A 24,510-nucleotide genomic window follows, 5' to 3' on the forward strand; every position below is an offset into this window, starting at 1 on the left:
GTTATCTTGTCTTATAATAGGCATAGAGCGCTTTCCCTCCTGATTTGGTTTGTTGTGGTGACTACCATTATACAGGATTTGGGGAGGTGCTCTATTTTCTTGGCGTTACACACTTAGAGCCGCAAGGGCTCGGAATTATGAAATTAACTCAATTGTATTGGATTACTATAGCACTTTGCCTCAGATAGTAACCTTATAGGATAAATAAAGGGGGTAGGTATTTTTAAGACTCCATAGGAATCAATTTGATGACAAGCACCTCTGCCTCTTAAAGTAGCAATTTTAACATCAATATAACCATGTTTCTCCATCAACTTCCATACTATTGACTCAAAAATATATCCCCTTGCTTGATAATCTTTCAATTTTTTTCCCCCGTTAATTTATAGTTTCATATTCTATTTAGCCTTTGTATTGCCAAAAGAAAGCTTAACAAGAAAGTTCTTGATTACTGATTTATCATTGCTTTTTAAGTTCCTATAATTCAGTATCCTATCCCTCTTTAACAGCTTATCCATCTATTAAGAGTATTCTTTATTTCATATTCTTCTAGCAACTGACTTGTCCATCCTTTCATAAAATCAATGTCTGCTGAAGCTGGAATTTGATGTTCTTCCAATGTTGCAATTTTTATTCGACTTGGAATAGCAGAAGCCTCGCCTACAAAGATTGCCTCTCTTCTAATCAATGAAGGTAATAGTTTTGTTAAGCTGCTTAAATTATCCGGAATAAAACTTGAGACATATTGTTGGTCTACAGAATTAGTTAACCTCATAATTATCCAAGAATTGCATTGTGATAATACAGTCTTTTCAACATCCGACGGTCTTTGAGAAACTAGCATTAGTCCTAACCCGTATTTCCTCCCTTCTTTAGCAATCCTTCTAATGGCAGATTGAGCTTCTTTGTATTGCGCATCACCGTTATTCGGAACATATCTATGAGCTTCTTCAAATATTAATAAAACTGGATCTTTTTCTCTCTCACTTCTACTTTGCCAAAATTTATATTGAAAGATTAATCGAGCAATTAATGCGGTCAAAAGACCTGCTACTTCGTTAGGCAACCCTGAAATATCAATTATTTTTATATTTTTGTCTTCTTCACCATTTTTTCCAACTAGTTGGGATAGAACTTTAGGCAAGCTAATCGAATCGTCCTTCCACTCATCCAACATGAATTTTAGCTGTGGGTTAGCTACAAGCAATCTTAGCTTTTTTAAAATACTTTCGACTCTATCTCTCCCGCCTGTTTGAGAAAGATTTGCTTCAAGGCCCAACTTTCTTCCTTGTACTTTATCGATATGTAATTTAAAATCCGATAATTTGAATGGAGTTGGTTTATCTCTATCGAAATTAATTCTGTCTTCTTCTGTTTTCCCGTCGCATAGCGTTGGAATAGCCCCCCCTACTGCATCATCTTCTAATCTATTAACCACACCTGCACAAACCATACGAGCATAAGTTATGGCATCATAAACAATATTATTGAGGGTAGTTGCTTCATGTTCGGTCTTTCCGATGACTAATGATCTAAACTCATCGCTAGTCATAAGCCAGTAAGGTAACTTAATTTCTAAATATGGATTCTCTTGATCATTGCTACCACTGTAGGCTCTGTATGTTAATGAATCATTTGCAAATGCTTTCCCATATTCATTGTGTGGATCAATCATAATAATTCTAGGATTAAGAACTCCCTTTCCATGCTTTATTAAAGAGTGCAATATTGAAGCCACTGTCCCGGACTTTCCAGATCCTGTTGAACCTAAAATCGCACTATGATTTCCAAACAATTTATTTATATCTGCCCTACATATTTGGTTAGTACCACTATATGTACCGATTGGAACTAAAGGGCTTTTTTCACTCTCAATTGTTTTTTCTGCTCCCGTATATAATAAGTTCAGTTCAGCTTCAGTCATTAAGAATGCAGATTGTTGAGGAAGAGGATATACTTCAACACCCCTCGTAAAATCTAAATAGCCACCATTAAAACTTCCCTGGCCAATTAAATCAGCTTCTATTATCCTTGAGTCACTATTTAAGGATATATTATTTCCATCAAAGTTTAATTCTGACTTCATTCTTAACATTGCTACATTGGCAAATAATATAACTCTTCCAAAATGAATTTTAAGGGTACTACCTATTTGACCGATTGAATATACTTTCCCTTTATATGTTCTTGACAAGCTTGATAGTTCAGCATCAATTTCAATAGTAATTCGTGTCCCAGAAACTTCAATGACTTGCCCAATTCTTAAATCCTTTATAACTTGGAACATATAAATCACTCTTCCTCTTTTAAAAGTTTTATTAATCCGTTAAAACTCCACCAATCATATTCTTTATCTTTGTTTCTATATGCAGCTAGGCCGTCATTATAAATTCCTTTTTCAGTAAGAACGAAAATTCTATCGCTAATTGCAGAATTGGATAACCATTTATGCAAAATTGGAGATAGAGAAGTATCGTTATGTTCTTGATTCCATATTTCTTTTATAAAAATGATTAACGTCATATTGTTATTTGGTGAAAATAATATTCCTTCAATCTCATTATTTATATGGTTATCGCCAAAACTATAACCACATACACACAATACATTTTGATTTATTGAACGTAATTGTTCTCTAAATGCATTAAACAAAGTAGCGAATGGATCTTTTTGTGTTTCTACATATTTTGTTGCCTGAGGATAAATTAGTACATTTGATAATTCAGAGAGATAATTTGTTCCATAGCGTGTTCTAATAAGTCCGTAACTAGGATCGTTAAACCAATCTATTGAACCATGTAGTTTATAAACATGATACTCATTATTATTAGTATTTTTTTTGTAAGAAGTAGGATCCCAAAATCCTATTGCACTTCCAGAAAAACCGTCAATTACTAGTTTTTTCTCTAAAGAAAGAGCATCTTCTAAAAGAGTATCGTAATTAGTTGTAAAAAAATTCACTTTTTTCCTTTGATGTAAGTCCGAGCTTCTTTTAAATAATGCTTTTACAAATTCTTGATGGAAGTTCACTGTCACTATAGGGTTTTGAATAGATCCTTCTATTGATGGGTCGCTTGATTTATAGCCATATCTCACAATATGACTAATTCTTTCAATAATTGCTTTATATAATTTACTTAACCCTTCAAGTGTATAAACAAAATTATTAATCTTAATTTCTTCAGAGTAAGACCTTTCTATAATGGCTATTAAGTCTCCTATTTGACTTAATATATATTCGATGTGAGCATCTTGAGGCAGCAATTTTTGTATTGCTATATAAATCTTTCTCAATTCCTTGTCTTTTAAATCTGCAGTTATTTTTTTAGTCAATGGAATCATTAAAGGAATATTTGATTCGAAGCTAATGCCTGCTCCAAAAAGCCAATTTTGATAGTGAGAATCTAGATGTTGCTGTACTTCTTCATATTTTTTTAAAAAGTTCAATTTCTAACTCCCCTTTTTAACATTCATAATCGCTACACTTCCCCAAAAAAGTAGTGTATTTCATGATATTCCTGGTTTCTGCTTAAATATTTAAACTTCATTTCACAGACCATTTCTCGCTGGAACGGAAAATATATTTCTCTGTTAAATTCCCAAGAGACGCATTCTCAAATCCTCATCACTAGCAAAAACATAAAGCCCCTTTATACCTCTCTTCATCAAAACATTAATGGAATTCAGTATGATCTGTTCTTTCGCTTTATCAACATCCTCAATTCCATCTTTTCCTCTAAATGCTTCAGTATCACTATATTTCTCAGTAATAATCTTCAAGCAATCATTTTGCTCATCATAAGTAACTGATGGCCCCAATATTACTCCTACATAATTCAGATCAAAGCCTTGAATCGTATAGATAGATCCCGCTTCTTTAATCGTATCCCGCTCTTCTGCCCATGTTTTTTTGGCATCGGTTGAATTCCATGGGATTTCAAGGCTGCCTTCTCTAATGTAATATTGCTCGCCATCCTTCTTATGTTCATAGTCGAATGTCGAGACCACTCTTGAGAGTCCATGTACCTTATCCTTTTCCACTATGGCATCGTGCATGTCTTTGGCAGAATCGAATATTTGAAAATCATATTGTTTATCTCTTGGTAACTTCAAAATTCGCTTTTCTACAAAATTATCGATCCAGTTGATCACATCGTCTCCAGCATTCATGCGGAACTGCTCTTTTAAAATATAGGGCTTTTCGGTTTGATGGTCCGGCACGACACTCTTCAACCGCTCCTCGTCCCAATAGCTTTTCAGCTTTAAGACTTGTTTTTCATCGTAGACTACGATGACGACTTTGCTGTGCTTAATGATTTCTTCCAATTGATTGTCTTCATTGAACCCATTAAAAGCATCCGCTCTGCTCAGCAATAAATGCGCTTCGTCGACCAAGACAATGTCCGCTTTTTCTGCCGCTTTCTTCTGTTTGTTAATGAAACTTGTAGGCTTATCAAAGTTATTCTTTTTAAGGAACTTTACATTGGCAGCGATGTTTTTGTACGTTTTCAGCATCTCCGAATGATTGACGAGCAAGTAATTCTTTGTCTGATGAAGATTGGAATTCTTATCAGCCGCGAGCTCCTGGATGCTATTGAATACGGAACTGAGGACCACGCTCTTTCCTACGCCGGCTTCGCCCTTCACCATGAATACAAAGGTTTCCTCGTCATGAATATGCTCTTCACACACTTCTATAATTTTGGTCTTAAGCTCGAGTTGCGTCATCGTCAGCTCTTTAAAAGGAGAAAGTTTGAAGATGTCCCTGTTTTCAATTACGTGAGCAGGGTTATTTACCATTCTCCTTTTCAATAGTTCATCCCATATATCCTTGAAAACCTCTTTATCGTAGAATTCCTTGTTGTGGTAGTTGTGCGTGACACTTTGCGCTGTCTGGCTCTTGTTCTGCAGCTTGTAGCGATCATCGCCCAGGAAATAATTGATGAGCTTGGTTTCGATATTGTATGTAGCCGACCGGTGAAATTCTTCGTGGATGATGAGCGTCATTTTCTCTAATTTCTTTCTCTCGATATTATTCAAATGAGCCTTCATGCGATTTTTAAAGGCTACCGTTTCCCCGATATAGACCGTTGTATTGTTGTTGAGAAAATAAACAACTGGATAATCAAAGTAATGATCGTTCTTAATACTTTCCAATGTGGATTTATTAAAGTCCCAAGTTTTTAGTTTTGTTATCCCCATAATTATGTAGCCTCTCTTTGCTGACAATTAATATACTTGAATTTATTCCTGTAGCGGTAGGACAGTCAATATCCGAAAGAATAAAGCGGCTCATCTTCTCCGTGGCACAGTTTTTAAGATAAACATACGTCTGTCTGCTATCTTCTATAGTTGTAAAATCCTATCTATTACTTAATTTCAGTTTAGCATTATTTAACTAATATAAGGATACTTTTTGCAATATTGCTACAATAGGTAATGGATTTTTAGTCTAACGACTTGAATAGACAAATTTTCGGTGCCATATAAATGGCCTGCCTTTTTTGAAAGCTTTATCAGTGGTATTTCTTTTCATTCATTTGTCCACTCTTGCTTTAATTTAGAAATAAACACCTTATATCTGATTTTAAAAGGTATAATATACTTATCAGTTGGTTAATTTAGGGATTTAAATAAGTATAAGGAGGCTTTTTGATGAAGGTTAAATGGTATTATTCTTTGTGGTTTATCGGGTTAATGTTTTCGCAATGGTATTTGGTTGTGCCGTTGATTATGGCGATTGTTTTAACGATTCAAAGACAGAAAGAAGAAGCGAAGCATCAACAACAATGGGCTGATAGTGGTTTTGGGGATCTGTTAATATTGAATGAACAAAAAGAATCGATTCAAAAAAGCATACAGATACTCACTGTTGATAAGGAAAAGACGCTCGCAGAGTTGGAAATGAAAAAAGACAAGTTAATAGAAAAGCTGAAAGTCGCTGAAGACTTGGATGCAATGCGCGAAGCAACTAATAAAGAACAGAACAATATAGACAAGTTAGCTAGAGATCAGGTTCATTTAGGTGAGCAAATCACCGTATTGAAAAAAGAAATAGAACAGAAACATTCGGAAATCATCGTTCTAGATGATGAAATCCTTAACCAGGAGTTCGGTTTCTACACACCAAAATACAACCTTGAAAACTCACAAGTTTATAAACAACGCTTGGAACATATACGCAATAAACAAAAGCAATTGGCTAAGGAAAAGCAAGCGACCCATCATTCTGATGATTGGACACTGAGCGGCAGTAAAACTGAAGGCCGTAAAATGAATAATGAAAACATCAAAATGACCATCTACTCTTTCAATACCGATTGCGACAACGCAATCTCAAAAGCCAAATTCAATAATATAGATTCTATTGAAAAGCGAATCCGTGGCTCGTACACGAAATTGAATAAAATGAATGCGAAAAACAAGATCGAAATTAAAGGGGAATACCTAGAATTAAAACTAGCCGAGCTTCATCTTGCCTATGAGTACGAACTGATTAAAGAAGAAGAGCGCGAAGAGCAGCGCAGAATCAAAGAAGAAATGCGTGAAGAACAAAAAGCCTTGAAAGAAATTGAGGCACTCAAGAAGAAAATTGAGAAAGAAGAAACACATTTTATGCAGGAAATCAGCTCTTTGAAACTGCGCCTTGACTCCTCTTCTGTTGAAGAGAGAGCTGCTATCCAACATAAGATCCTGGAACTGGAAGCGAAGCTGGCTCTTGTCGAAAAAGACAAAGAAGATGTGCTTAACCGTGAACAAAATACACGTGCCGGATATGTCTACATCATCTCAAACATCGGATCTTTCGGAGAATACGTTTATAAAATCGGCATGACGCGCCGCCTTGAACCGTTGGACCGCGTGAAGGAACTTGGTGATGCATCGGTTCCATTCATTTTCGATGTCCATGCCATGATTTTCTCAGAAGATGCACCGACATTGGAGAATGCATTGCATAAGGCTTTCCATCACAGACGCTTGAACAAAGTAAATGAACGCAAGGAATTCTTCAGAGTATCACTCGAAGAAATATCTGATGTTGTGATTCAAAACCATAACAAGGTTGTCGAGTTCACTAAACTGGCAGAAGCCGAACATTATAGAGAAACTCTTATGCTCGACAAGACTTTGATAAAAGTGGCAAACTGAGTTTAATCTGTAAATAGAGAGTACAAAAAGGCCTGCGTAGTTGCTGGCCTTTTTGTTTGGAATTATCCTATTCTTCTTCCATTGCTTCAGGATTAATGTTTGTATTGAACGCCCCCTTCTCTTGATATCTTCTATTTCGTTGTTGACTTCAAAAAAACTTTGATTTTTATCCTTTACAAATCGGTTGAGGTTTCATCCAACAATTTTTCTTTCTTCAAGCTCCTTCAATTTACTTCCAAGTCTTTTTGATAATTCAATTTCGCTTTCTCTATGAAGATAAAACATACTCATGTTTCCTTCATTAAAAAAATACGGCTTATGAATAAATTCAAAGCAAGATCTTTTTGTACTAATGACGGAGTTATATACTTTTTCCGCAGCTTCTAAAAGTTCTAAGTCCCGTGTCTTTAATTTCGACTTATCGACCCGGCTTAACTCTTTTTTAATTATTTCTTCTTTATTAATGTCATATTGCAGACTAAAGACTACATCTTTTAAAACTCTTTCATCCTTCAAGTCTTGACGGTTTTGATTTTCTAATTCTTGAACCAGTTCGTAAATTGGGTTTAATAGCTTTTTATAATGACGCACTGCATAGTTATAGTATTGATCATATTCGCTCTCCCTTTTACTTTCTTCATAACTTATTTGCTCTTTAACGGCTTTAACTGCGTATTGTCCTGCCATTTTCGCACCAATCATTGCGCCTAAGAAAGTACCGAGCACTTGAAGTATTGTTTTTAAGTCTATAATTTCACTGAAATTAAAAGTATTTTGGTACATCCAAAAAATTAACAATATCATTGTTATTAGTAGTAGCCACGCTGACCAAAAATAAAAATTTTTCTTCATAAGTTCCCCCTTACATAAGCTGACTATTATACGTAAAAATCAAAAGCCGATAGCTTAGCTAACGGCTTTTATAAAATATTTTTCTGTATTTTATTAAAAACTTAGTTGTTTAGTCGAGTAAGCTATAGCCAATGCGTTCAATGATCGCCCTTGTACTAAGAACGCTGTTGGGTTAAATAATGCAATTTCGAATTCTTCGTTCTTGTTGGGTGCTCTCACTTGTCCCACTACTACTAAAAGTGGCGGTTCAAAATCCTTTGCATATTGAGCAACCAAAGCTAATTGATTTCTTAACTCTTCTGATTCAGAAAAGAAAGCTTCTTCAAATAATAAATTGCCATAAACTTCATTTCTGTGAATTCGGATTTTTGGGCGGGAACTTGTAAGGTCAGCTTCTACAAACTCACCAATTATAGTCCTAGTCTTCCCAATATCTCTACTTGTTAAAGCATCTACTGTTCTTTTCCACAGCCGGCTTTGTACACCCGCCTTTACTTTCTCCGCATCAGCTGGATCGATTATAAAATCAAATGATTCTTGTTCAGATTTTTTAGTGGCCTGAGTTTGTCTTTTACGATTTCGTGATTCATTTTTTTGCCGCTCTTCTTCTCTTTGTTCATCTGTCATGGTTTCTTGAGTAAAAGCATCTTTTAACGATTTCAACATATGCTTTTCAGATAGCGGTGCGAAGAAATCACCGGATGTAGGCACACTCGTACTCCCAGTAACTTTGTCTTTATAGTAAGTGCAATGCTCTTCATGTTGATGTCCTCTCCAAGCCCGCAAATAACTCTTTTTCCCTGAACGGGCTACAAAACTAATCATAGCGGTACAGTTTGGTGTGCTGCAAAACAAGTTTCCGCGGTATTTATTGCGGTAATTCTTCGGTGTAATATCCCCTAAACTAATTACTTCCGGCTCTTCCTCAGTACGTCTATAGATTACATCAAATATTTTGGCCATATTTTCCCTCCAATTTATTTTTCTAAAAGCTAACCAATTAGAAAGCGCAAAATGTGAAGAAATTTCATTTCTTGTAAATTCTTGTATCTATATTTTATCATTGTTTGAATATTTCGCATCTATTCACACCTCTTATGAAGACAAAAGAAAAAACTCGCAATTGCTGCGAGTTTTTTTGAATTCCTTTACGCTATTCCTCACCCATCTCTTCCAACGCTTCCGGGTAAGTAATCGTATTGAACACTTCTCCTGTTTCCGCGTCTTCCATATCGATATTGACTTCATAGCTGTCCGGATCTTCTCCGCTAAATAATTGATACAAAGAACCGACCACGCCTAATGTGATGGTCGCAAAGCCGTCAAAGCTGTTTTCGTATGCTTCGCGGTCGACTTGGACGGTGAAGCGGTCATAGTTATCGGAAGTTTCGATTGCTTGAATGGATGCGAAGTCGCCGGACTCTGTAATGCTATCTTTCGCTTCTTCCACAGTCGTTGCGACTTCTGCCATCATTTCCTCGTGCTGGGATTTCGACATTTTGTAAGTGATGGAGCCATCATCGTTGACGGTCGCTTGTTCTGCGTTATCGACATTTGCTGCGATTTGTTCTGGGTCTTCTCCGTCAAAGAAGGCCGGCGGGATGGTCACTTCGACATCGAACAGGCCTTCGTCGACACTGATACCGCCTTCTTTCGCAGACTCCCCGTCTTCTGATTCCTCCGCATCGGTCATCGTTTCTTTTGCGCTTCCTGCGTCTTCCACCGTTTCTGTTTCCGTGTCCGGTTCGCTGTCGCTTGAGCAAGCAGCCAATGCGAGTCCGCTCGCGGCTAGTATCAATCCAAATTTTTTCATAAAAATCCCTTTCTATTCCGCGACTAATTTCTTAGCCCGGTTTCATTAGTCATATAGCTTAAAGTTGCGAGCGGCTCTTATTCTGTAGCGAAAAAGACGTTATCCCAATTGCCGTCTTCAAAGACCAGCAATACAGAGTCATCGGTTTTCACCATATTGGTTATCTTGCCTTCCAATGTGCCGCCTGCATAAATCTCACCTGACAGTTCAGGTTCGACAACTACCGAGGTCCATTCATACGGCGAGCCGTCGCTGCCGATAAAGTTGAAGTTCATCGAGCTCAAGAACCAGGCATAATCTTCCGTCTCCGCTTCGAGCAAAGTTGCCGTCACGTCGGCCATCAAGTATTCATGGCCTTCTGCCGGTTCTTCGTTAAACTCATTGGTGCTGTGGATTTCCTGCCACGCCTCTTCGCCGCGCGTCACTGAATTAACGGTGATTTCCGCTTTGCCTTCGTAATCATTGGAGTCATTGTCGTATATGACAATATCCACTACGTGTGTCTCCCCTACCGCTACCGGAGTGGATCGTTTGCCGGCTTCTGTTTCTTCGGTTTCGGCTTCTTCAGTTGCCTCTTCCTCTGTCGGTTCTTCTTCCGCTTCGCCGGCTTCTTCTTCAGTTTCTTCCACTTCACCAGAAGCAGTGGTCTGTTCAGATTCCTCGTTGACTTCGGTCGTGTCCGAACCGCAAGCGCCGAGTGTTAATGCTGCACCGATCGTTCCTGCTGCAAACCATTTTTTAATCATCCTTGTCGTCCTCCTCTTTTTGTGGTGTCCGCCGATTGGAGATGTCATGTTATGTCTTCTCTTAGTCATCGGAATGATCGATAAATGTTACATTGTTAATGGAAAATTATACTAGATGAAATATTTTATTTCCAATTTTACGGTTTATTTCATTGGAATCACTTTCTTTTTACAGGAAGATTACAACTTATGAGGATATTCAGGAAATACGACTTTCTGGCTGCGTAACTTTCATTAGCATTTCTCCGTCTATCTTCCAAAGAGGTGAACTCCATGAAACGGTTCAATTTACTCGCATTGTTCTTATTAATCTTCCTAACCGGTTGCATGCAAGAACCACAAATCACCGAACAACAAGCGATCGGCATCGTTGAAGAACTACATACAAATTCATTCGGAAACGCAGAGGTCATTTCCATCGAATATAAATGGGGTCGTTATGAGGTCGAGTGGGAAAACGAAGGGAATTGTGAGTGGGGCATCGACCATGTCGACGGTGAGGACGGCAGCGTGGACATGAAAGAAGCGTCGATCTGTTAGAGATCGACGCTTCTTTCTAATTCATAAATGGCTATCAGTATCCCTGTTCGAGCATCTCCATAAACTCTTCTTCAGACTCAGCGCCCATTTCGTCAATAGCGCTAAAGCCTCCCGGACCTTCCAGTGTTGGGTCTGCACCGTTTTCCAACAGCAGTTTGGCACTATCGTATTCGCCGTACATAACGGCCATCGCCAATACAGTGGAGTAATCATCAACTGTATTGACGTCCGCTCCGGCGTCCAGCAAAGCGTTAATAATGTCCGCATCGCCCGAGTACATGGCGTACATCAACGCATCCGCCCCTTCAGCATCCTTCGCGTGAATGTCTTCGCCATCAGCGAGTACTTGTTCGACTCCGGCTAGGTCTCCTTCACCGGCAGCTGCCATCAGCGGCGTTTCGCCTTCTATGGTATACATTTCGTCGTAAAACGCGTCCTCAAATTCCGTCAAAAACGGTCCGGCAAATGCGGCGCCTGCCGTGAACAATACGATGGTTCCGACATACGCGGCAATCATCACGCCCGCTAATAGCGAAGCGCCCAGAATGATCCGGCCGTTTTTCGGTTGGTAGAATGTCACGTCGCCATGTGCGAATTGTTCGATCGCTTGAATGCGCTTTGGCAAACGCGGATGCGTCGACAACACTTCACTCAACCAGACGATGGCGTTGGATTCAGTGGCGATTTGTTCGCGGTAGGCGTCTTCGTTCACTTCGAGATAGGTTTTCTTGCCGATGCCGAGCAGCGTCAATGCGCGTTTCGCGGCTGAGGCATTTTGGATGGTGTAAGCTGCGTGGCGGTCGCATGTGTATTCACATGAGCGGCTGTACGCCGTGCTGAGAAACGGGATAAACCCGGCCGGCAAGATCAATAAGTTTTTCCACACGTGGCGGCGTTTTACGTGCGCCAGTTCATGGGCGATGATGAAATCGAGCTCGTCTCGGCCTTGCTCGCGCGCCAGTTCAAACACTTCGGAATACAAGACGACCATGTCGCGCCCGATAAAGCGCGTCGCAAAGGCATTGAGCGCCCCTTCGGATTGGATGACAAAAACATCCGGCACTTTTTTCAATTCCATTTGCGCAGCTAAAGTCTGCACGCGCTCGTAGACATCGGGAAATTGGCGCTCGTGGATCCGCACGCCGTTGCCGCGGATCGATCCGAGCATGACGACATTTGCGAACAGTAAAAAGGCAAAAACAGTTAAAGCGATGGCGATACCGATGACCGATACGGCTACTAGTATGTAAATAAGAATGCTGAAAATCAGGCTAATGACAAAATACACGGTCTCTCTGTTTGATTGAATCTGGTTCTGGTTCATCATTTACTCCCTCTCAATTTGGAATATCTTACATATAATAGCACGTAGTACCCAAATCGAGAATAAGTTTTTGGAGTGATTTGTAAATTTTTTATTTTAACTTTTGATGCTCTAGATTGTGTTCATATGTGGCCGTTATTAGCACACTGCCGAAAACTCATTAGCAGACCAAAAAGCGCCGATCTGCTGGAGATCGACGCTTTTTTCCGTGATTCATTTTTCCTTTTTCATTCGGTTCTTTTTCAGCAACAAGATCAGCAAGATGTACAAGCCCGAAAAAACCACCGCAACCGGGATGAGCCATAGTATGTATTCAGCATAAGACATGCCGGTCCGTTGGTACACCGTGATGCCGATCCAGGCAGCGAGGATGCCAAGCGGGATGGTGATGAGCGGATCCTTTTCCTTTGAAATGATCGGTTCGGTCAATAGTTGCTTTATCTGCGCCCAAGTCATATGCGTCCCTCCTCTTGCTGCTGTTTCGCCAGCCGCTTGTTCTCTCGAGACTTCCAGACAAACGCGAACAAAATAAATCCGGCGATGGCCGAGCCGATGACGGAATTCCAGTTTACTTGTCCGCCCATAACATAACTTAAAATTGCTATGATGACGCCGTAAACAAGCGCCACCAGCAGCGCGTATGTGAATCGTTTGTTCATATCACTTCCACTCCTAACTCTTCGTTTCGCTCTTCATTGTACCCTTGTTTTCCTCCAATCGTTTCTTCTCTATGCGAGGCAGAATAAATCCATAGGCTAGAAATCCAGCAATGGTCATACCGATCACCAAATTCCACACCGGCTCCCTATTCAAGATATACGTAACTAGATAGGCGATAACACCATACATAAGCGTTCCTATTAAGGTATTCTTCACTCGTTTGTTCATTTCCATTCTCCTCCTAGCTTCTCTTAAACTCTACCCTGAGTGACTGCTTGGAAACACGCTATATTTTGATTTAAAGAAACATGGAAGACACTTCAAACTATAGTAGCAACAATATTAGTTTCTTATTACATTTAAAAGATATGGAGCAAAACTGCGGAGACTCCCGCGGGAAAGCGAGACAGCCGAGACCCCGCAAGGCGCGAAGCGACTGAGGAGGCTTGGCGCTCGCCCGCAGGAAAGCGTAGCGGTTTTGCGGAATATCTGCAGGCAAATTTCATTGTTCAAATTATATAATTAAATATTAATTTCGTGATAAAAGGTCTGACGTCTAGCTAATTTTTGCTTGCGCAAATCGAATTCCTGTAGTAAGCTTTTGAAAAGCAATCTCCATCTATAGAATCTGTATAACCTTAAGAATACGGCTTAAGGGTCTCTACCAGGAACCGCAAAATCCTGATTACAGAAAACGACTCGTTCGTTTTTTGTAATCAGGATTTTTTTGTGTTTTCTCACAAAGACCTTTAGAGCCTTTTTTAGTTTACTCACGAAAGGAAGCGTACGAAAATGAATTTGAAAGTGTATATTTTAGCCCTAGCCACGGTCGCTGTAGGCCTCGTCGAACTCATCGTCGGCGGCATTTTGCCGACCATTGCCGAGGAGTTCGACGTCACATTAAGTGCAGCCGGGCAATTGATCACCCTGTTCGCGTTGATCTATGCAATCGCCGGCCCTGTGTTATTGGTCGCGACTAGCCGGTTCGAACGCAAGAAGGTCTATTTGATTTCCCTGTTCATCTTTTTCCTCGGCAACATCATGACCTATTTCAGCCCGGACTTTACGTGGATGGTCATCGCGCGCATCATTACCGCGGCGAGCACGGCGCTCATCGTCGTGTTGTCTTTGACCATCGCCGCGAAAATCGTCGAGCCGCCTTACCGGGCCAAAGCGATCGGCCTGATCTTTATGGGAATCAGCTCCTCGCTCGTACTCGGCGTTCCGCTCGGCATTTTGATCGCCGACGCGTTCGGCTGGCGCGTCATTTTCCTCGCCATCGCCACCTTGTCGGTCGGCTCGATGATGTTGATCGCGCTGTATATTCAGCCGATTCCTGGAGGCACATCAGTTCCGCTCAAGCAGCAAGTGAAAGCCGTCGCCAGTGCCAAAATCGGCACGGCGCATCTGGCGACGATGTTCATGCTCGCCGGGCATTATACGGTTTATGCGTATTTCACGCCGTTTCTCGAGACAAATTTGCAGCTGGATCCGTTCTGGGTCAGCGTCTGTTATCTAATATTCGGCATCGCGGCAGTGAGCGGTGGCGCAATCGGCGGCACGATGTCCGATTCAATCGGTTCGAAAAAAAGCATTTTGATCGTCATCTCGTTGTTTGCGGTCGTGTTGTTCCTGCTTCCGTTCACCACATTTTCACTCATCGTCTTCTTGCCGGCTATGGTTATCTGGGCCGCACTGAGCTGGAGCCTCGCCCCGCCTCAGCAAAGCTATTTGATCGAAACCGATCCCGAGACTTCTGATATCCAGCAAAGCTTTAATAACTCGGCGCTGCAAATCGGCATCGCACTCGGTTCTGCCATCGGCGGATTCACCTTGACTCAAACTGGCTCGGTCACGAGCACCGCATGGGTCGGCGCCGTCATCGTACTGGTCGCACTCGGCTGCGCAGTGTTTTCACTGACGCGCCCAGTCGTTTCAGGGAGCGTCCGAGGATACCAGAAATCACAAAGCCTATAACGCAATATGAGTAGGGTAATCCTGTAAACAAGAAGCTTCTGCTGAAATGGATAAACTTTATTGACGTGGATGACTTTTTTAATACCTTCACCCACGAGCTGATGGGAATGGAAGCGGCGACTCCGGGAGGATTAGCGAGACAATTGAGACCCTGCAGGAGCGACAGCGACGAAGCGGCTCAATGCGAGCCCTCAGGAAAGCGTCCGCTGCAATGGACATCAGCAACCAATATAAAAATAAAAAAGAGCTGTCCTGAAATGTCATTTCCATGACTTTCTGGGACAGCTCTTTTTTATTCGCGGAATCCCGCTTCACTCATAACTCGTACGTACGGAGCTTCCGGCAACGCTTCTTCGAGCTCGCGGATCAACTCCAGGAGTTCCCGCGTGAACGTTTCATGTTCATCCGGCGGCGACACGGCTTTCAATAATTTGATGAGAGAGCAGGTCGTGCCGCGCGTGACGCTGCCTTTTTCCTGATGCAGCTGGCTTTCCAGCCGCGATAGTTCCAGCGGTGACCGAAGCCGGAACGGATACAGCACTTCCTCGTGCGCCGCTTTGTTGCGAAACGGAAACGTGATCGACAAAATCTCGTCGAGTTCTTTCGCGCTCAACAGAATCCGGCGCTCGCCGGTGTCGTCCGCGAAATCCTGTGCGATGCGCGTGCGCAAGTCTGTGTCGATGACCGTATAGAAGTTGGTGACCTGGCCGAGCGACAGGTAATTGATCAACACCCACAGCGGGAGGTTCTTATGTTTTTCGTAGAATTCCCGCAGTTCGGGATAGCGCACGCGGTGGCGCTTTTTATGGCTTTCGATCAAATTGTTCAATGTCGCTGTGATGCGGTCGCGTTCGTGAAAATGGCTTTCATCCGCGCTGTAGTTGGCGGTTTCCAAAAAGCTATCGACATCCGGAAAGCGTTCGGAAAAGCGGTACGCCAGCTTGGATTTGATGCTGCGTTCGAATTTCAACAGCTCCCCGAGCAACAGCAGCCGCAGTTTGCGGTCAAACTGATACAACGCGAGTATGTGGACGAAACGGGTGCCCTTTTCGTACAGCTCTTCGCCGTACGGATTTCTCGCCTCGCTCCGCTCGAGAAACGGTTCTTTATAGCCGTCGATGAGCGCGTAATAATTATCGCGCGACAAGACGCGTTTGGCGGCCGCTTCGTCGTCTATTGTGAGTCCGCGGCTTTTTAATATGGCGAGCTGTTCGTCATGCGTCGCAAAGCTTTTCATGTCCACATCCCCCCGTTTAGTCATTGCCGAACAGCCGGTCGACGACGTCCCGGACATGGCGTTCGTCTTCCATCATGACCGCCGCTGACAAATTGCCGTCGATCGGGTCATAGCCGGCGAACCAGCCCATGTCGCCGCCGTCTGCCGGTAGCGTTGCGGTTTTGCCGGCGTAGCCATGGCCTTCTTGTGCTCCGGCTTCTGTGAGGATGGTGCGCATAAGTTCCGCTTGCTCGGCGCTGATGAGTTCTTGCTTCAAGGTTTGTTGTTCAGCGTCCGGGAATAAGATCGGCTTTTTCATCTCGCCGTCTGCCAAAAACGCACCATACATGAGTGCGGTGTGAAGGATGTTCGTCCGTACTTGGCCTTCGCCATTTGCGGAACTGGCGACTTGGCCTTCTGAGCCGAACTCGCCGCTCTCCGAAATCTGTGACGCACTCAGCGGCAGCGGATAATCAAAAGCCTCGCCGAAGCCGAGCTCGTTCAAGCCTTCACGGAATGTGTCGTCCGGCATATTGGTCGCTTGGATGGCGAAATAAATGCTATCGGAATGGACAATCGCTTTTTCCAAGTCGATGGGGTTGCTGACGCCGGGGTTGGGACGCGTGATGCGGAAATCGTTCCACGACGGGAATTTCTGCCATGTCTCGCCGGTGATGTCGATGCCTGCCCCCGGATCGAGCGTCCCTTGCTTGATCGCGACAGCTGCACTAAGCGGCTGCATAATGTGCGACGGCGGATAAGTGGCAGCCGAGCGGTTAAAGAACGGCTCACCCGGGTCGTCCGCCAGTTCCCGGTAGACGCTGTCTTTAATACCTGGGATAAAATCGTTCGGGTTAAAGCTCGGCGAACTGACCAGTACATGCGTCTCGCCGCTATATGGGTCGACTGCCGCTGCAGTGCCCGGCTCCCCGTCCATTTCGCGGTATACTTGCTGCTGCAAGTCGGCGTCGATCGTCAGCGTGACCGTCTCGCCGGCCGCTGAAGAATTGTCGATGGCGGTGATCGTGTCGTTTTCACGCGTCTTTTCAATGAAGATCTTGCCGCCGCGTTCGCCGCGCAGTTCGGTTTCGAAAATGGCTTCTAAGCCTTCACGGCCGACTATGGCGTCCGGGTTATAGCCTTGCCCGCTGCGCTCTTCGAGTTGTTCGGCGGTGATCGGTGCGACATAGCCGGTCAAATGCGCCATCGATTCGCCGTACGGATACTCGCGCAGCGTCACTTTCGTGCGTTTCGTTCCGGGAATCGCGAACAGCCGGTTAAGCGTGTCGCGGTCCGGGTGGATGGTTGCGAGCGGCACGTAATAATGTGGCTGTACCCACGGCTTATCGAGCTCTTCATCGATTTCTTCTGGCGTCATATCCAACAATTCGGCGATCCGCGTGGTTTGGTTTTGCCGGTCGAAGTTCCCCGGCACGACGCCGATTTCGTAAGCTTCCGTATTGCCGGCGACGACGCTGCCGTTGCGGTCGACGATTTCGCCGCGCTCGGTGTCGCTGATCTGGACGGAAATGTTATCGCCTTTGGATAGATTCGGCAAGATGAACGACGGGTCCCATTCCGCGAACCATTCGCCTTGTTCTTCGGTTTCCTCATAGACAAAGCTCATCGTGTTGTCGAATGTGACTTCGCCGACGACGCTATCTGTCGTCACGGTGAACGGAAAATCCGCTGGCTGTTCTGTCGGCCATTCGTCGCTTGCCATGTCCCAGTCCACTTGGCGGTTCGATAGCGCCAGTTGTTCATCGAGTTCCTGCTGCCAGTCGATGAAGGTTTCCTCGCCATATGCTCGTTTGGCAGATTCCGTCAAAAATTCCTCGTACAGCGTTTCGTATTCACCCGCTTGCCACAGCTCGACGAATTGTTGTGCGCGCGGCTCTGGTGACGCCACGGTTTCCGCTTGCAGCTCTTCCGGCACGGCCGGCTCCGCTTCCTCGTCCGAACAGGCAGCGAGCATGATGACCCCGACTCCTGCTATCCACAGCTTCCCTTTCCCCATTGTGCATCCCTCCGTCTCAATCGCCTTTTCTACCATCTTACCCTTAAATGCATGCCTTCAATACGGAAATTTCAATCCAGTTGAAACAAATCCCGCTCTATTCCGTATACTTATAGTAGAAAAGGAGGGCGCTTTATGTTCGCTGAAATGAAATCGCGCTATTTGATTCTGTTTTCCATACTCGGCGTTCTCGCGACGGCGCTCATCTTTACGCTGATCGGTGCCGACCCGGTCGCGACCGAAATCGCGGTGCAGTTTGCCTTTTATATTGTCGTACCGTACTTTTTCTTTCATTATTATTGGAGCAAAAACCCCGATTGGTCGTTCAGTGAAGTCATCACGATAAAAGGCGTCAAACCGTGGCTTCCCCTCATCGCCGGCATGGTGCTCGTGTCGATCGCGTTTTCGCTGACGATGTTTTGGCTGCAGTTGGCCGTCCTCTACCCGGTGTTTCCGTTGTTTGCGGAACTGCTGCTCGAGCCTGGTGAGATGCCGGGCGGGCTCGGCTATGAACTGTCGATGCTAGTGACGCTCATCGTGTTAGCACCGGTCGTCGAGGAATTCGTCTTCCGCGGCGTTTTTTTGACGCGCTTTGCCGCGAAGACGTCGATGTGGGGCGGGATTTTATTTTCGAGCTTGTTGTTCGGCATTTTGCATCTCGACTTTGTCGGCTCGTTTTTGTTCGGCATCATCGCGTCGCTGCTGTATTTGCGCACCGGCAATTTGCTGTTGCCGATTTTGTTCCACATGCTCAATAACGCGCTGGCCGCCCTGTCGATATACGTGCCGGTCGGCTGGTTTGCCGCCATCGACTGGTTTGTCGTGTCGACCACAGCGGATATCCAAAACAAAGCGCTCGCCAATGTCATCGTGCTGACCGTTAGTGCGCTCCTGACGGCGTGGATCATTTACCGGCTCGCCAAAGGGGTCCATGAAAAAATCACCGAGCGCGCAGCCGAAGCCCCCGTTACTGAACGGGAGTTCCAGTAACGGGCAAATTGTCGATGATCTGTCACGCTGCGTTCATATGGAATTCATGTTCACGCGTTATGATGAATATACGATCAACTGGGCGTGCAATTTTGGTTTCGCGCTGCCCAAGCTATAGGAGGATTTTCATGAACAGCACAACAGAGAAACAACTGAACAACAAACTCGAGAAGGCGTGGAGTTTGCGCTTGATCCAAGTGGCGGCCATTTTCGGCTTTATCGGCACATACATGGGCTCGCAAATGGCGGGGACGATGGATTACGCCTTGCGCCCGATCCACGCCCACATCCTGCTCGTCGGCTGGCTATCGGTGTTCGCCTGGGGCATTTTCTACCGCCTGTATACGGTGAAATACAAAAAGCTCGTCACGGCTCACGGCATTCTCGCCATTGTCGGGGCGATCGGCTTGACGACAGGCATGTGGTTTTATAATTTGAATCCGTTCAATATGAATGACACCTTCGTGTTGATTTTCTTTATCGCCGGCGGCTCGATCTTGCTGTTGGCATTCGCACTGTTTGCGGTCATTACGTTTTTCACGGAAAAAGACTGAAAAAAACGCCTGGGCTTATGAGCCAGGCGTTTTTTTCATTTCCCAGGGGTGATGGAAATACCGTATAATGGAAATATCGTATAATGGAAGGGGAATTGTCCATGGCCTTAAAAAACATCATTCAAAAACGCATGCTCGTGCTGATTGGCCTGGTGTTGGCGGCCGTGTTGATTATCGCTCTCGTGCAAACCTCGGACAGCGTCGACTCGGCCGAACAAGCGGTGAAAGACAGCGACGAGGACATCGTGCTGACACCGGTTTATGAGCTGAATGGCCGTGCGCTGTTTTTCTTTATACGCGGTGAAAACAGCTTTGGGGCTGCGACCGCGACCGAAACGTGGTTCGGCTGGCGTATGGAAACAAAGAGCGAAAGTACGATTCCCGCACTGGATAACGCGGACCGGATCGACAGCTATATGAGTGATGGCGACGGATTTATCTTCGGCTTGTTCGACGCCGCGGATGGACGCAGCGTCCATATCGGCGGGATGCCTACCGATCAATTGCCGCTCGATGAACGCTTTCCAAAAGACCTGTTAGCGCAATCCGGACTCGCCGACAAAGCCGTCTGGTTTATCGAAAATGTACCGGAAGACCGCCCGCTTCCGCTTCAGCTGCTGGATGAAAACGGGCAGGAATTGCATTTGCTTGAGTTGTATTAATAAAAGAAAAAAAGCCGTCAACTGCAGTGGGAATCTGCAAGTTGACGGCTTTTTTGAGGTCGATTGTACAATAGAGCAGTTTTTTCTTGTTTACAGTTTCCCCGCTTTTCCGATCGAGAAGCCTTCGAACAGACGGCCGCCGAACGGCTCCAACACCCGATCGACAAACGCAATTACGGGTTCCGTTTCATCGTTTTTGTAAAACAGGTCGAACACTTCGACAAATTCCTCGGCGAGTTTCGGGTCATGTGCTTGCAGTGAGCGGATGACCCACTTGGACGAACCGATCCATTTCCGTTCGGTGCGCAAGATGAATTCGCTCACTAAATCGGAAAGTGCATTGACGCAAAACAGCCGCTCCCTCCGGTCTTCACTGCCCCGTAAATCGTCCAAAACGTCGGTGATGAAATAGCGCTTCATCCGGATCGTCTCTAAAGTCCACGCTTCCGGTCCTTCTGCAAGCAGTGCTCCCCGGCAATCCGGAAAACTTTTCTCTATAAATAATGCGGCCGCCTCAACCGCCTCCATCCGCTCTTTCATCCGCTATTCCCCCAACACTTTTTCTCTCTAGCATACCGCAACCCGCCATAGTTCACGCATAAAAATACAGACACCCCAATTCCAGGAATGACTGCATAGTAATCAACTATTTAAGTCCGTTAACGCGGATCCAAGTAAAGGATAGCGGAAATGGAACCCTTCACGCTCTAGACGTTCCGGCACAACCCAGCGGCTTTTCAGGATCAGTTCCGCTTCGGTGCCCAGCAGCACCGCTCCTGTTTTCAGCATCCATTTGGCAGCCGGCAGCCCGGTGCGGCGGTTCATCGATTCCCGCAGCGCTTTCATCCATTCCTTATTGGTGACGGGGGCCGGGGCTGCAGCGTTGAAAACCCCTTCGAGTTCATCGCGGTGCTGCATAAAGCGCATTGTTCGGTACAAGTCTTCGATATGGATCCAGCTGAACATTTGGCGGCCGTTGCCTTGCTTTTCGCCGAGCCGGTATTTGACGAGATTGCGGTACGGTTCCATGACGCCGCCGTCCCCGAGCACGACGGCGATTCGAAGCGCCACTTGCCGCGTGTTCGGCAGATCGAATGAAAACAAACTGCGTTCCCACGCCTTTGCGACTTCCACGGAAAATCCGTGGCCGATCTCCCCGCCGGTTTCTGTCATCGGGCGGTCTTCGGCGTGGCGGTAAATGGTCGCCGTGCTGGCGTTGATCCATAACTCAGGGGGCTGGCTGCAGTTTTCGATCGCACGGCCGAGCGTTTCGGTCGTCTCGGTGCGGGAGTTGAAAATCTCGCGTTTGTTCGCTTCCGTATAGCGGCAATTCACCGATTTCCCGGCCAGGTTGATGAGCAGTTTCGCCCCGTCAAGAACTCTCCTGATGCCTTGCTCATCGCTCCACTGTATATCGCCGTTTTGTCTGGATATAATATACACCCGGTAGCCGAGACGCTCGTATTTTTCTTTTAAATACGAACCGATAAACCCTGTACCGCCTGCGATAACTGCTTTCTTGCCCATTTTTTACCTCATTTCACCGTGATTGTATCATCTAAGACGTCGGGACTGCGGGAATAGTTGCAGTTTTTTAGGAAATCTCTTCCCAAGCAGAGGGGTCTGTTGAAACTATCGCTTTTCCTGCATATCGAGTACACTTATTTTTATACATTTCCTTTAATGAAGAAAGCGGGTGGACCGATTGAAGAAAAAGAAAGGTTTAACATTTAAAGTGATCAGCGCTTTGATCTTAGGTGCTCTTACAGGACTTCTTTTAAATTTATTTGCACCGGACGTATTCGCAGTAGTGAATCCTTTCGTCTTCGTGCCGCTTGGGCAGATTTTCCTCGCACTCATCAGCATGCTGGTCGTGCCGCTCGTGTTCTTGTCGATCGTTCTCGGTACGGCAGGTCTTGGCGATCCGGCAAAACTTGGCCGCATCGGAATGAAGACAATCGGTTATTTCCTAGTGACAACAACGATTGCAATCACCATCGGGCTCAGCTTATCAGCGCTCGTCCAACCGGGTTCAGCGGGCGATTTTGATATCGACGCCGCGACGTACAGCCCGGACGATGCGCCGACGATCGCCGATACGCTGCTCAATATCATTCCGAAAAACCCGCTCGAAGCGATGACTGAAGGCAATATGCTCCAGATCATCGTCTTCGCGGTATTTGTCGGGCTGGCGCTCACGGCGCTAGGCGACAAGACGACAGGCATTTTGAACATCGTAGAAGAAGGCAATGAAGTGATGATGTATCTTGTCGGCATCGTCATGCGCTTTGCTCCGTATGGCACATTCGGGTTGATTGCGACGGCGATCGGCTCACAAGGGCTCGCCGCCATCCAGGCGATGGGCTCGTATATGCTGGTCGTTATCGGCGCCTTGTTGATTCATGCGGCGTTTACGTATGGCGGCACGGTTTACTTTTTGGCGAAAAAGAACCCGATCTGGTTTTTCAAAACCTTTATGCCGGCCATGACGGTCGCCTTCAGTACGTCGAGCAGCACCGGGACGCTTCCGGTGTCGATGGAAGTGGCGCAGCGTGATTTGAAGGTTCCGAAGTCGATCAGTTCATTCGTCCAACCGCTTGGCGCGACGATCAATATGGACGGAACGGCGATCATGCAAGGTGCGGCGACGATGTTCATCGCACAGGCATTCATGGTGGATCTGACGGTCGGCCAGTTGCTGACGGTCGTGTTGACGGCGGTGCTTGCGAGTATCGGGACTGCCGGTGTGCCGGGTGTCGGTTTGATCATGCTCGCGATGGTGTTGTCGAGTGTCGGGCTTCCGGTAGAAGGTATCGGGCTTGTGCTCGGGATTGACCGTTTGCTTGATATGTCGCGTACTGCGATCAATATTTCCGGAGACGCGGCTTGTGCATTGATGGTTGCGGAAACGGAGAAAAAGCACGAGGTGGAAGAAACAGAAGAAGCATATATGGAACCAGAACGCGCATAATGGAAAAAGCCCCTCGGCGATGTCGAGGGGCTTTTTTCGTGCTGGGGTGTAATCGATATTTACTAATCATTTCGTGTGAATAGCTTGCGCTATTAGACTGCGCTTCAGGGGCACGCTTGCCGGGGGGCGGGCGTCGGCCCCTTCCGCTCCGTCTCTAGTTTTAGAGTGGTTGAAAGTTTCTTCAACCTCTCAAATTAGTACGTAGTGGAAGATATCTATTTGTTAGCCTAAAAGATGCTGAACACTTCTACTTAATAATTGGAGATGTGAAAATCATTTGCGACATCCACTGAACCAACTAAATCAGTTTCTTGTTCAGGAAGCGATTTCCCCAGCAATGGATGAAATATATAGAAGCAGCCCAATTTAAACTGGCTAGAGTCAATGAAATATAACAGCCGCCTAGCGTTCACGGGTGAGCCGATGCAGTGAGACAGGTGGTCTTCCTGGCTCACTGCAAGAGGCCAACCCAAAGCAAGGCGGCGAATCCATTCGTCATGCTTTGAACGAATAGCTTGTCCTTACACATCCACATTCCAACTCATTGCTTCTACAGTCCTGCTCCAAGGAAGCGATTTCCCCAGCAATGGATGAAATATATAGAAGCAGCCCAATTTAAACTGGCTAGAGTCAATGAAATATAACAGCCGCCTAGCGTTCAAGGGTGAGCCGAAGCAGTGAGACAGTTGGTCTTCCTGGCTCACTGCAAGAGGCCTACCCAAAGCAAGGCGGCGAATCCATTCGTGATGCTTTGAACGAATAGCTTGTCCTTACACATCCACATTCCAACTCATTGCTTCTACAGTCCTGCTCCAAGGAAGCGATTTCCCCACCAGTGGATGAAATATATAGACGTAGCCCCATTTAAACTGGCTAGAGTCAGTGGAAAAGAAAAGCCGCCTTGCGCAGACGGGTGAGCCGATGCAGTGAGACAGAGGTTTTTGCTGGCTCATTGCGGGAGGCCTACCCAAAGCGAGGCGGCGAATAATTTGCTGAAACTCCAACTACGATTGATACTTCTCCACACAAATTCCAACTG

At 45.3% G+C, this 24,510-nt stretch carries 23 protein-coding genes and 1 riboswitch; of the genes, 7 read left to right on the top strand and 16 right to left on the bottom strand.

The features are described 5' to 3' along the window. Window positions 1-143 precede the first annotated feature (143 nt). The 4 genes from J7E21_RS15895 to J7E21_RS15910 all read right to left on the bottom strand — a co-directional run bounded on the left by J7E21_RS15895 (window position 144) and on the right by J7E21_RS15910 (window position 5,202). Entirely contained in the window at window positions 144-365 is a 222-nt protein-coding gene (locus J7E21_RS15895; RefSeq protein ID WP_215109573.1) for a hypothetical protein, read from the bottom strand. Window positions 366-502: 137 nt separating this feature from the next. Continuing rightward, window positions 503-2,287 (bottom strand): ATP-binding protein, encoded by a 1,785-nt coding sequence (locus J7E21_RS15900; protein ID WP_215109575.1) that lies wholly within the window; start codon window positions 2,285-2,287, stop codon window positions 503-505. A gap of 5 nt (window positions 2,288-2,292) precedes the next feature. Next, a complete protein-coding gene (locus tag J7E21_RS15905) occupies window positions 2,293-3,447 on the bottom strand; it encodes an SIR2 family protein (protein ID WP_215109577.1) in 1,155 nt (384 codons plus the stop codon). 144 nt (window positions 3,448-3,591) lie between these two features. Next, window positions 3,592-5,202 carry a DUF2075 domain-containing protein gene (locus J7E21_RS15910; protein ID WP_215109579.1) on the bottom strand — a complete coding sequence of 537 codons (1,611 nt, stop codon included), beginning with the start codon at window positions 5,200-5,202 and terminating at the stop codon, window positions 3,592-3,594. A 453-nt stretch (window positions 5,203-5,655) separates the two neighbouring features. Here J7E21_RS15910 and J7E21_RS15915 point away from each other — a divergent pair, with 453 nt between their 5' ends. After that, window positions 5,656-7,149, top strand: a complete 1,494-nt coding sequence (locus J7E21_RS15915) for an SNIPE associated domain-containing protein (protein WP_215109580.1) — start codon at window positions 5,656-5,658, stop codon at window positions 7,147-7,149. Window positions 7,150-7,341: 192 nt separating this feature from the next. Here the strand turns inward: J7E21_RS15915 and J7E21_RS15920 are convergent, their stop codons facing one another. From J7E21_RS15920 to J7E21_RS15935, 4 genes are all read right to left on the bottom strand, one after another. Continuing rightward, on the bottom strand, window positions 7,342-8,001 hold the full coding sequence (locus tag J7E21_RS15920) for a hypothetical protein (protein ID WP_215109582.1): 660 nt from the start codon (window positions 7,999-8,001) through the stop codon (window positions 7,342-7,344). A gap of 93 nt (window positions 8,002-8,094) precedes the next feature. Continuing rightward, entirely contained in the window at window positions 8,095-8,964 is an 870-nt protein-coding gene (locus tag J7E21_RS15925; protein WP_215109584.1) for a hypothetical protein, read from the bottom strand. A 190-nt stretch (window positions 8,965-9,154) separates the two neighbouring features. Then, a complete protein-coding gene (locus tag J7E21_RS15930) occupies window positions 9,155-9,814 on the bottom strand; it encodes a hypothetical protein (protein WP_215109586.1) in 660 nt (219 codons plus the stop codon). A 77-nt stretch (window positions 9,815-9,891) separates the two neighbouring features. Next, on the bottom strand, window positions 9,892-10,560 hold the full coding sequence (locus J7E21_RS15935) for a DUF4352 domain-containing protein (protein ID WP_215109588.1): 669 nt from the start codon (window positions 10,558-10,560) through the stop codon (window positions 9,892-9,894). A 273-nt stretch (window positions 10,561-10,833) separates the two neighbouring features. Between J7E21_RS15935 and J7E21_RS15940 the strand changes: the two genes are divergently transcribed. After that, on the top strand, window positions 10,834-11,100 hold the full coding sequence (locus J7E21_RS15940) for a hypothetical protein (RefSeq protein WP_215109590.1): 267 nt from the start codon (window positions 10,834-10,836) through the stop codon (window positions 11,098-11,100). Between the two features lie 34 nt (window positions 11,101-11,134). On the opposite strand, the gene J7E21_RS15945 is transcribed toward J7E21_RS15940, so the two are convergent. The 4 genes from J7E21_RS15945 to J7E21_RS15960 form a co-directional block, all read right to left on the bottom strand. Further along, a complete protein-coding gene (locus J7E21_RS15945) occupies window positions 11,135-12,427 on the bottom strand; it encodes a M48 family metallopeptidase (protein WP_353047801.1) in 1,293 nt (430 codons plus the stop codon). A 210-nt stretch (window positions 12,428-12,637) separates the two neighbouring features. Next, complete coding sequence (locus J7E21_RS15950) at window positions 12,638-12,880, bottom strand: hypothetical protein (RefSeq protein ID WP_215109592.1); 243 nt, start codon at window positions 12,878-12,880, stop codon at window positions 12,638-12,640. Continuing rightward, complete coding sequence (locus J7E21_RS15955) at window positions 12,877-13,083, bottom strand: hypothetical protein (protein ID WP_215109594.1); 207 nt, start codon at window positions 13,081-13,083, stop codon at window positions 12,877-12,879. Before J7E21_RS15955 ends, J7E21_RS15950 begins: the two co-directional genes overlap by 4 nt. Before the next feature lie 13 nt (window positions 13,084-13,096). Then, the gene (locus J7E21_RS15960) at window positions 13,097-13,312 is read right to left on the bottom strand and encodes a hypothetical protein (protein WP_215109596.1); all 216 of its coding nucleotides are present in this window, start codon (window positions 13,310-13,312) and stop codon (window positions 13,097-13,099) included. A 380-nt stretch (window positions 13,313-13,692) separates the two neighbouring features. Continuing rightward, window positions 13,693-13,792, top strand: a riboswitch (purine riboswitch). Between the two features lie 84 nt (window positions 13,793-13,876). Here J7E21_RS15960 and J7E21_RS15965 point away from each other — a divergent pair. Further along, window positions 13,877-15,061 (top strand): MFS transporter, encoded by a 1,185-nt coding sequence (locus J7E21_RS15965; protein ID WP_215109598.1) that lies wholly within the window; start codon window positions 13,877-13,879, stop codon window positions 15,059-15,061. A 292-nt stretch (window positions 15,062-15,353) separates the two neighbouring features. Here J7E21_RS15965 and J7E21_RS15970 read toward each other — a convergent pair whose 3' ends face one another. Then, window positions 15,354-16,298, bottom strand: a complete 945-nt coding sequence (locus J7E21_RS15970; RefSeq protein WP_215109600.1) for an Abi family protein — start codon at window positions 16,296-16,298, stop codon at window positions 15,354-15,356. A gap of 16 nt (window positions 16,299-16,314) precedes the next feature. Further along, complete coding sequence (locus tag J7E21_RS15975; protein ID WP_215109602.1) at window positions 16,315-18,294, bottom strand: penicillin-binding transpeptidase domain-containing protein; 1,980 nt, start codon at window positions 18,292-18,294, stop codon at window positions 16,315-16,317. A 135-nt stretch (window positions 18,295-18,429) separates the two neighbouring features. On the opposite strand from J7E21_RS15975, the gene J7E21_RS15980 reads away from it, so the two are divergent. The 3 genes from J7E21_RS15980 to J7E21_RS15990 all read left to right on the top strand — a co-directional run bounded on the left by J7E21_RS15980 (window position 18,430) and on the right by J7E21_RS15990 (window position 20,500). Continuing rightward, the gene (locus J7E21_RS15980; RefSeq protein ID WP_215109604.1) at window positions 18,430-19,284 is read left to right on the top strand and encodes a CPBP family intramembrane glutamic endopeptidase; all 855 of its coding nucleotides are present in this window, start codon (window positions 18,430-18,432) and stop codon (window positions 19,282-19,284) included. A 128-nt stretch (window positions 19,285-19,412) separates the two neighbouring features. Then, complete coding sequence (locus J7E21_RS15985) at window positions 19,413-19,838, top strand: hypothetical protein (protein WP_215109606.1); 426 nt, start codon at window positions 19,413-19,415, stop codon at window positions 19,836-19,838. A 101-nt stretch (window positions 19,839-19,939) separates the two neighbouring features. Continuing rightward, window positions 19,940-20,500 (top strand): hypothetical protein, encoded by a 561-nt coding sequence (locus J7E21_RS15990; RefSeq protein ID WP_215109608.1) that lies wholly within the window; start codon window positions 19,940-19,942, stop codon window positions 20,498-20,500. 90 nt (window positions 20,501-20,590) lie between these two features. On the opposite strand, the gene J7E21_RS15995 is transcribed toward J7E21_RS15990, so the two are convergent. Further along, window positions 20,591-21,040: a nucleotidyltransferase gene (locus J7E21_RS15995; RefSeq protein ID WP_215109615.1), complete on the bottom strand. Its 450-nt coding sequence runs from the start codon at window positions 21,038-21,040 to the stop codon at window positions 20,591-20,593. 102 nt (window positions 21,041-21,142) lie between these two features. Next, a complete protein-coding gene (locus J7E21_RS16000) occupies window positions 21,143-22,027 on the bottom strand; it encodes a TIGR01777 family oxidoreductase (protein WP_215109616.1) in 885 nt (294 codons plus the stop codon). Window positions 22,028-22,205: 178 nt separating this feature from the next. On the opposite strand from J7E21_RS16000, the gene J7E21_RS16005 reads away from it, so the two are divergent. Next, on the top strand, window positions 22,206-23,471 hold the full coding sequence (locus J7E21_RS16005) for a dicarboxylate/amino acid:cation symporter (protein ID WP_215109618.1): 1,266 nt from the start codon (window positions 22,206-22,208) through the stop codon (window positions 23,469-23,471). The last annotated feature ends 1,039 nt before the right edge of the window (window positions 23,472-24,510 follow it).

This window comes from Planococcus sp. ISL-109, from assembly GCF_018613655.1.
In the GTDB taxonomy this organism is placed as follows: Bacteria; Bacillota; Bacilli; order Bacillales_A; family Planococcaceae; genus Planococcus.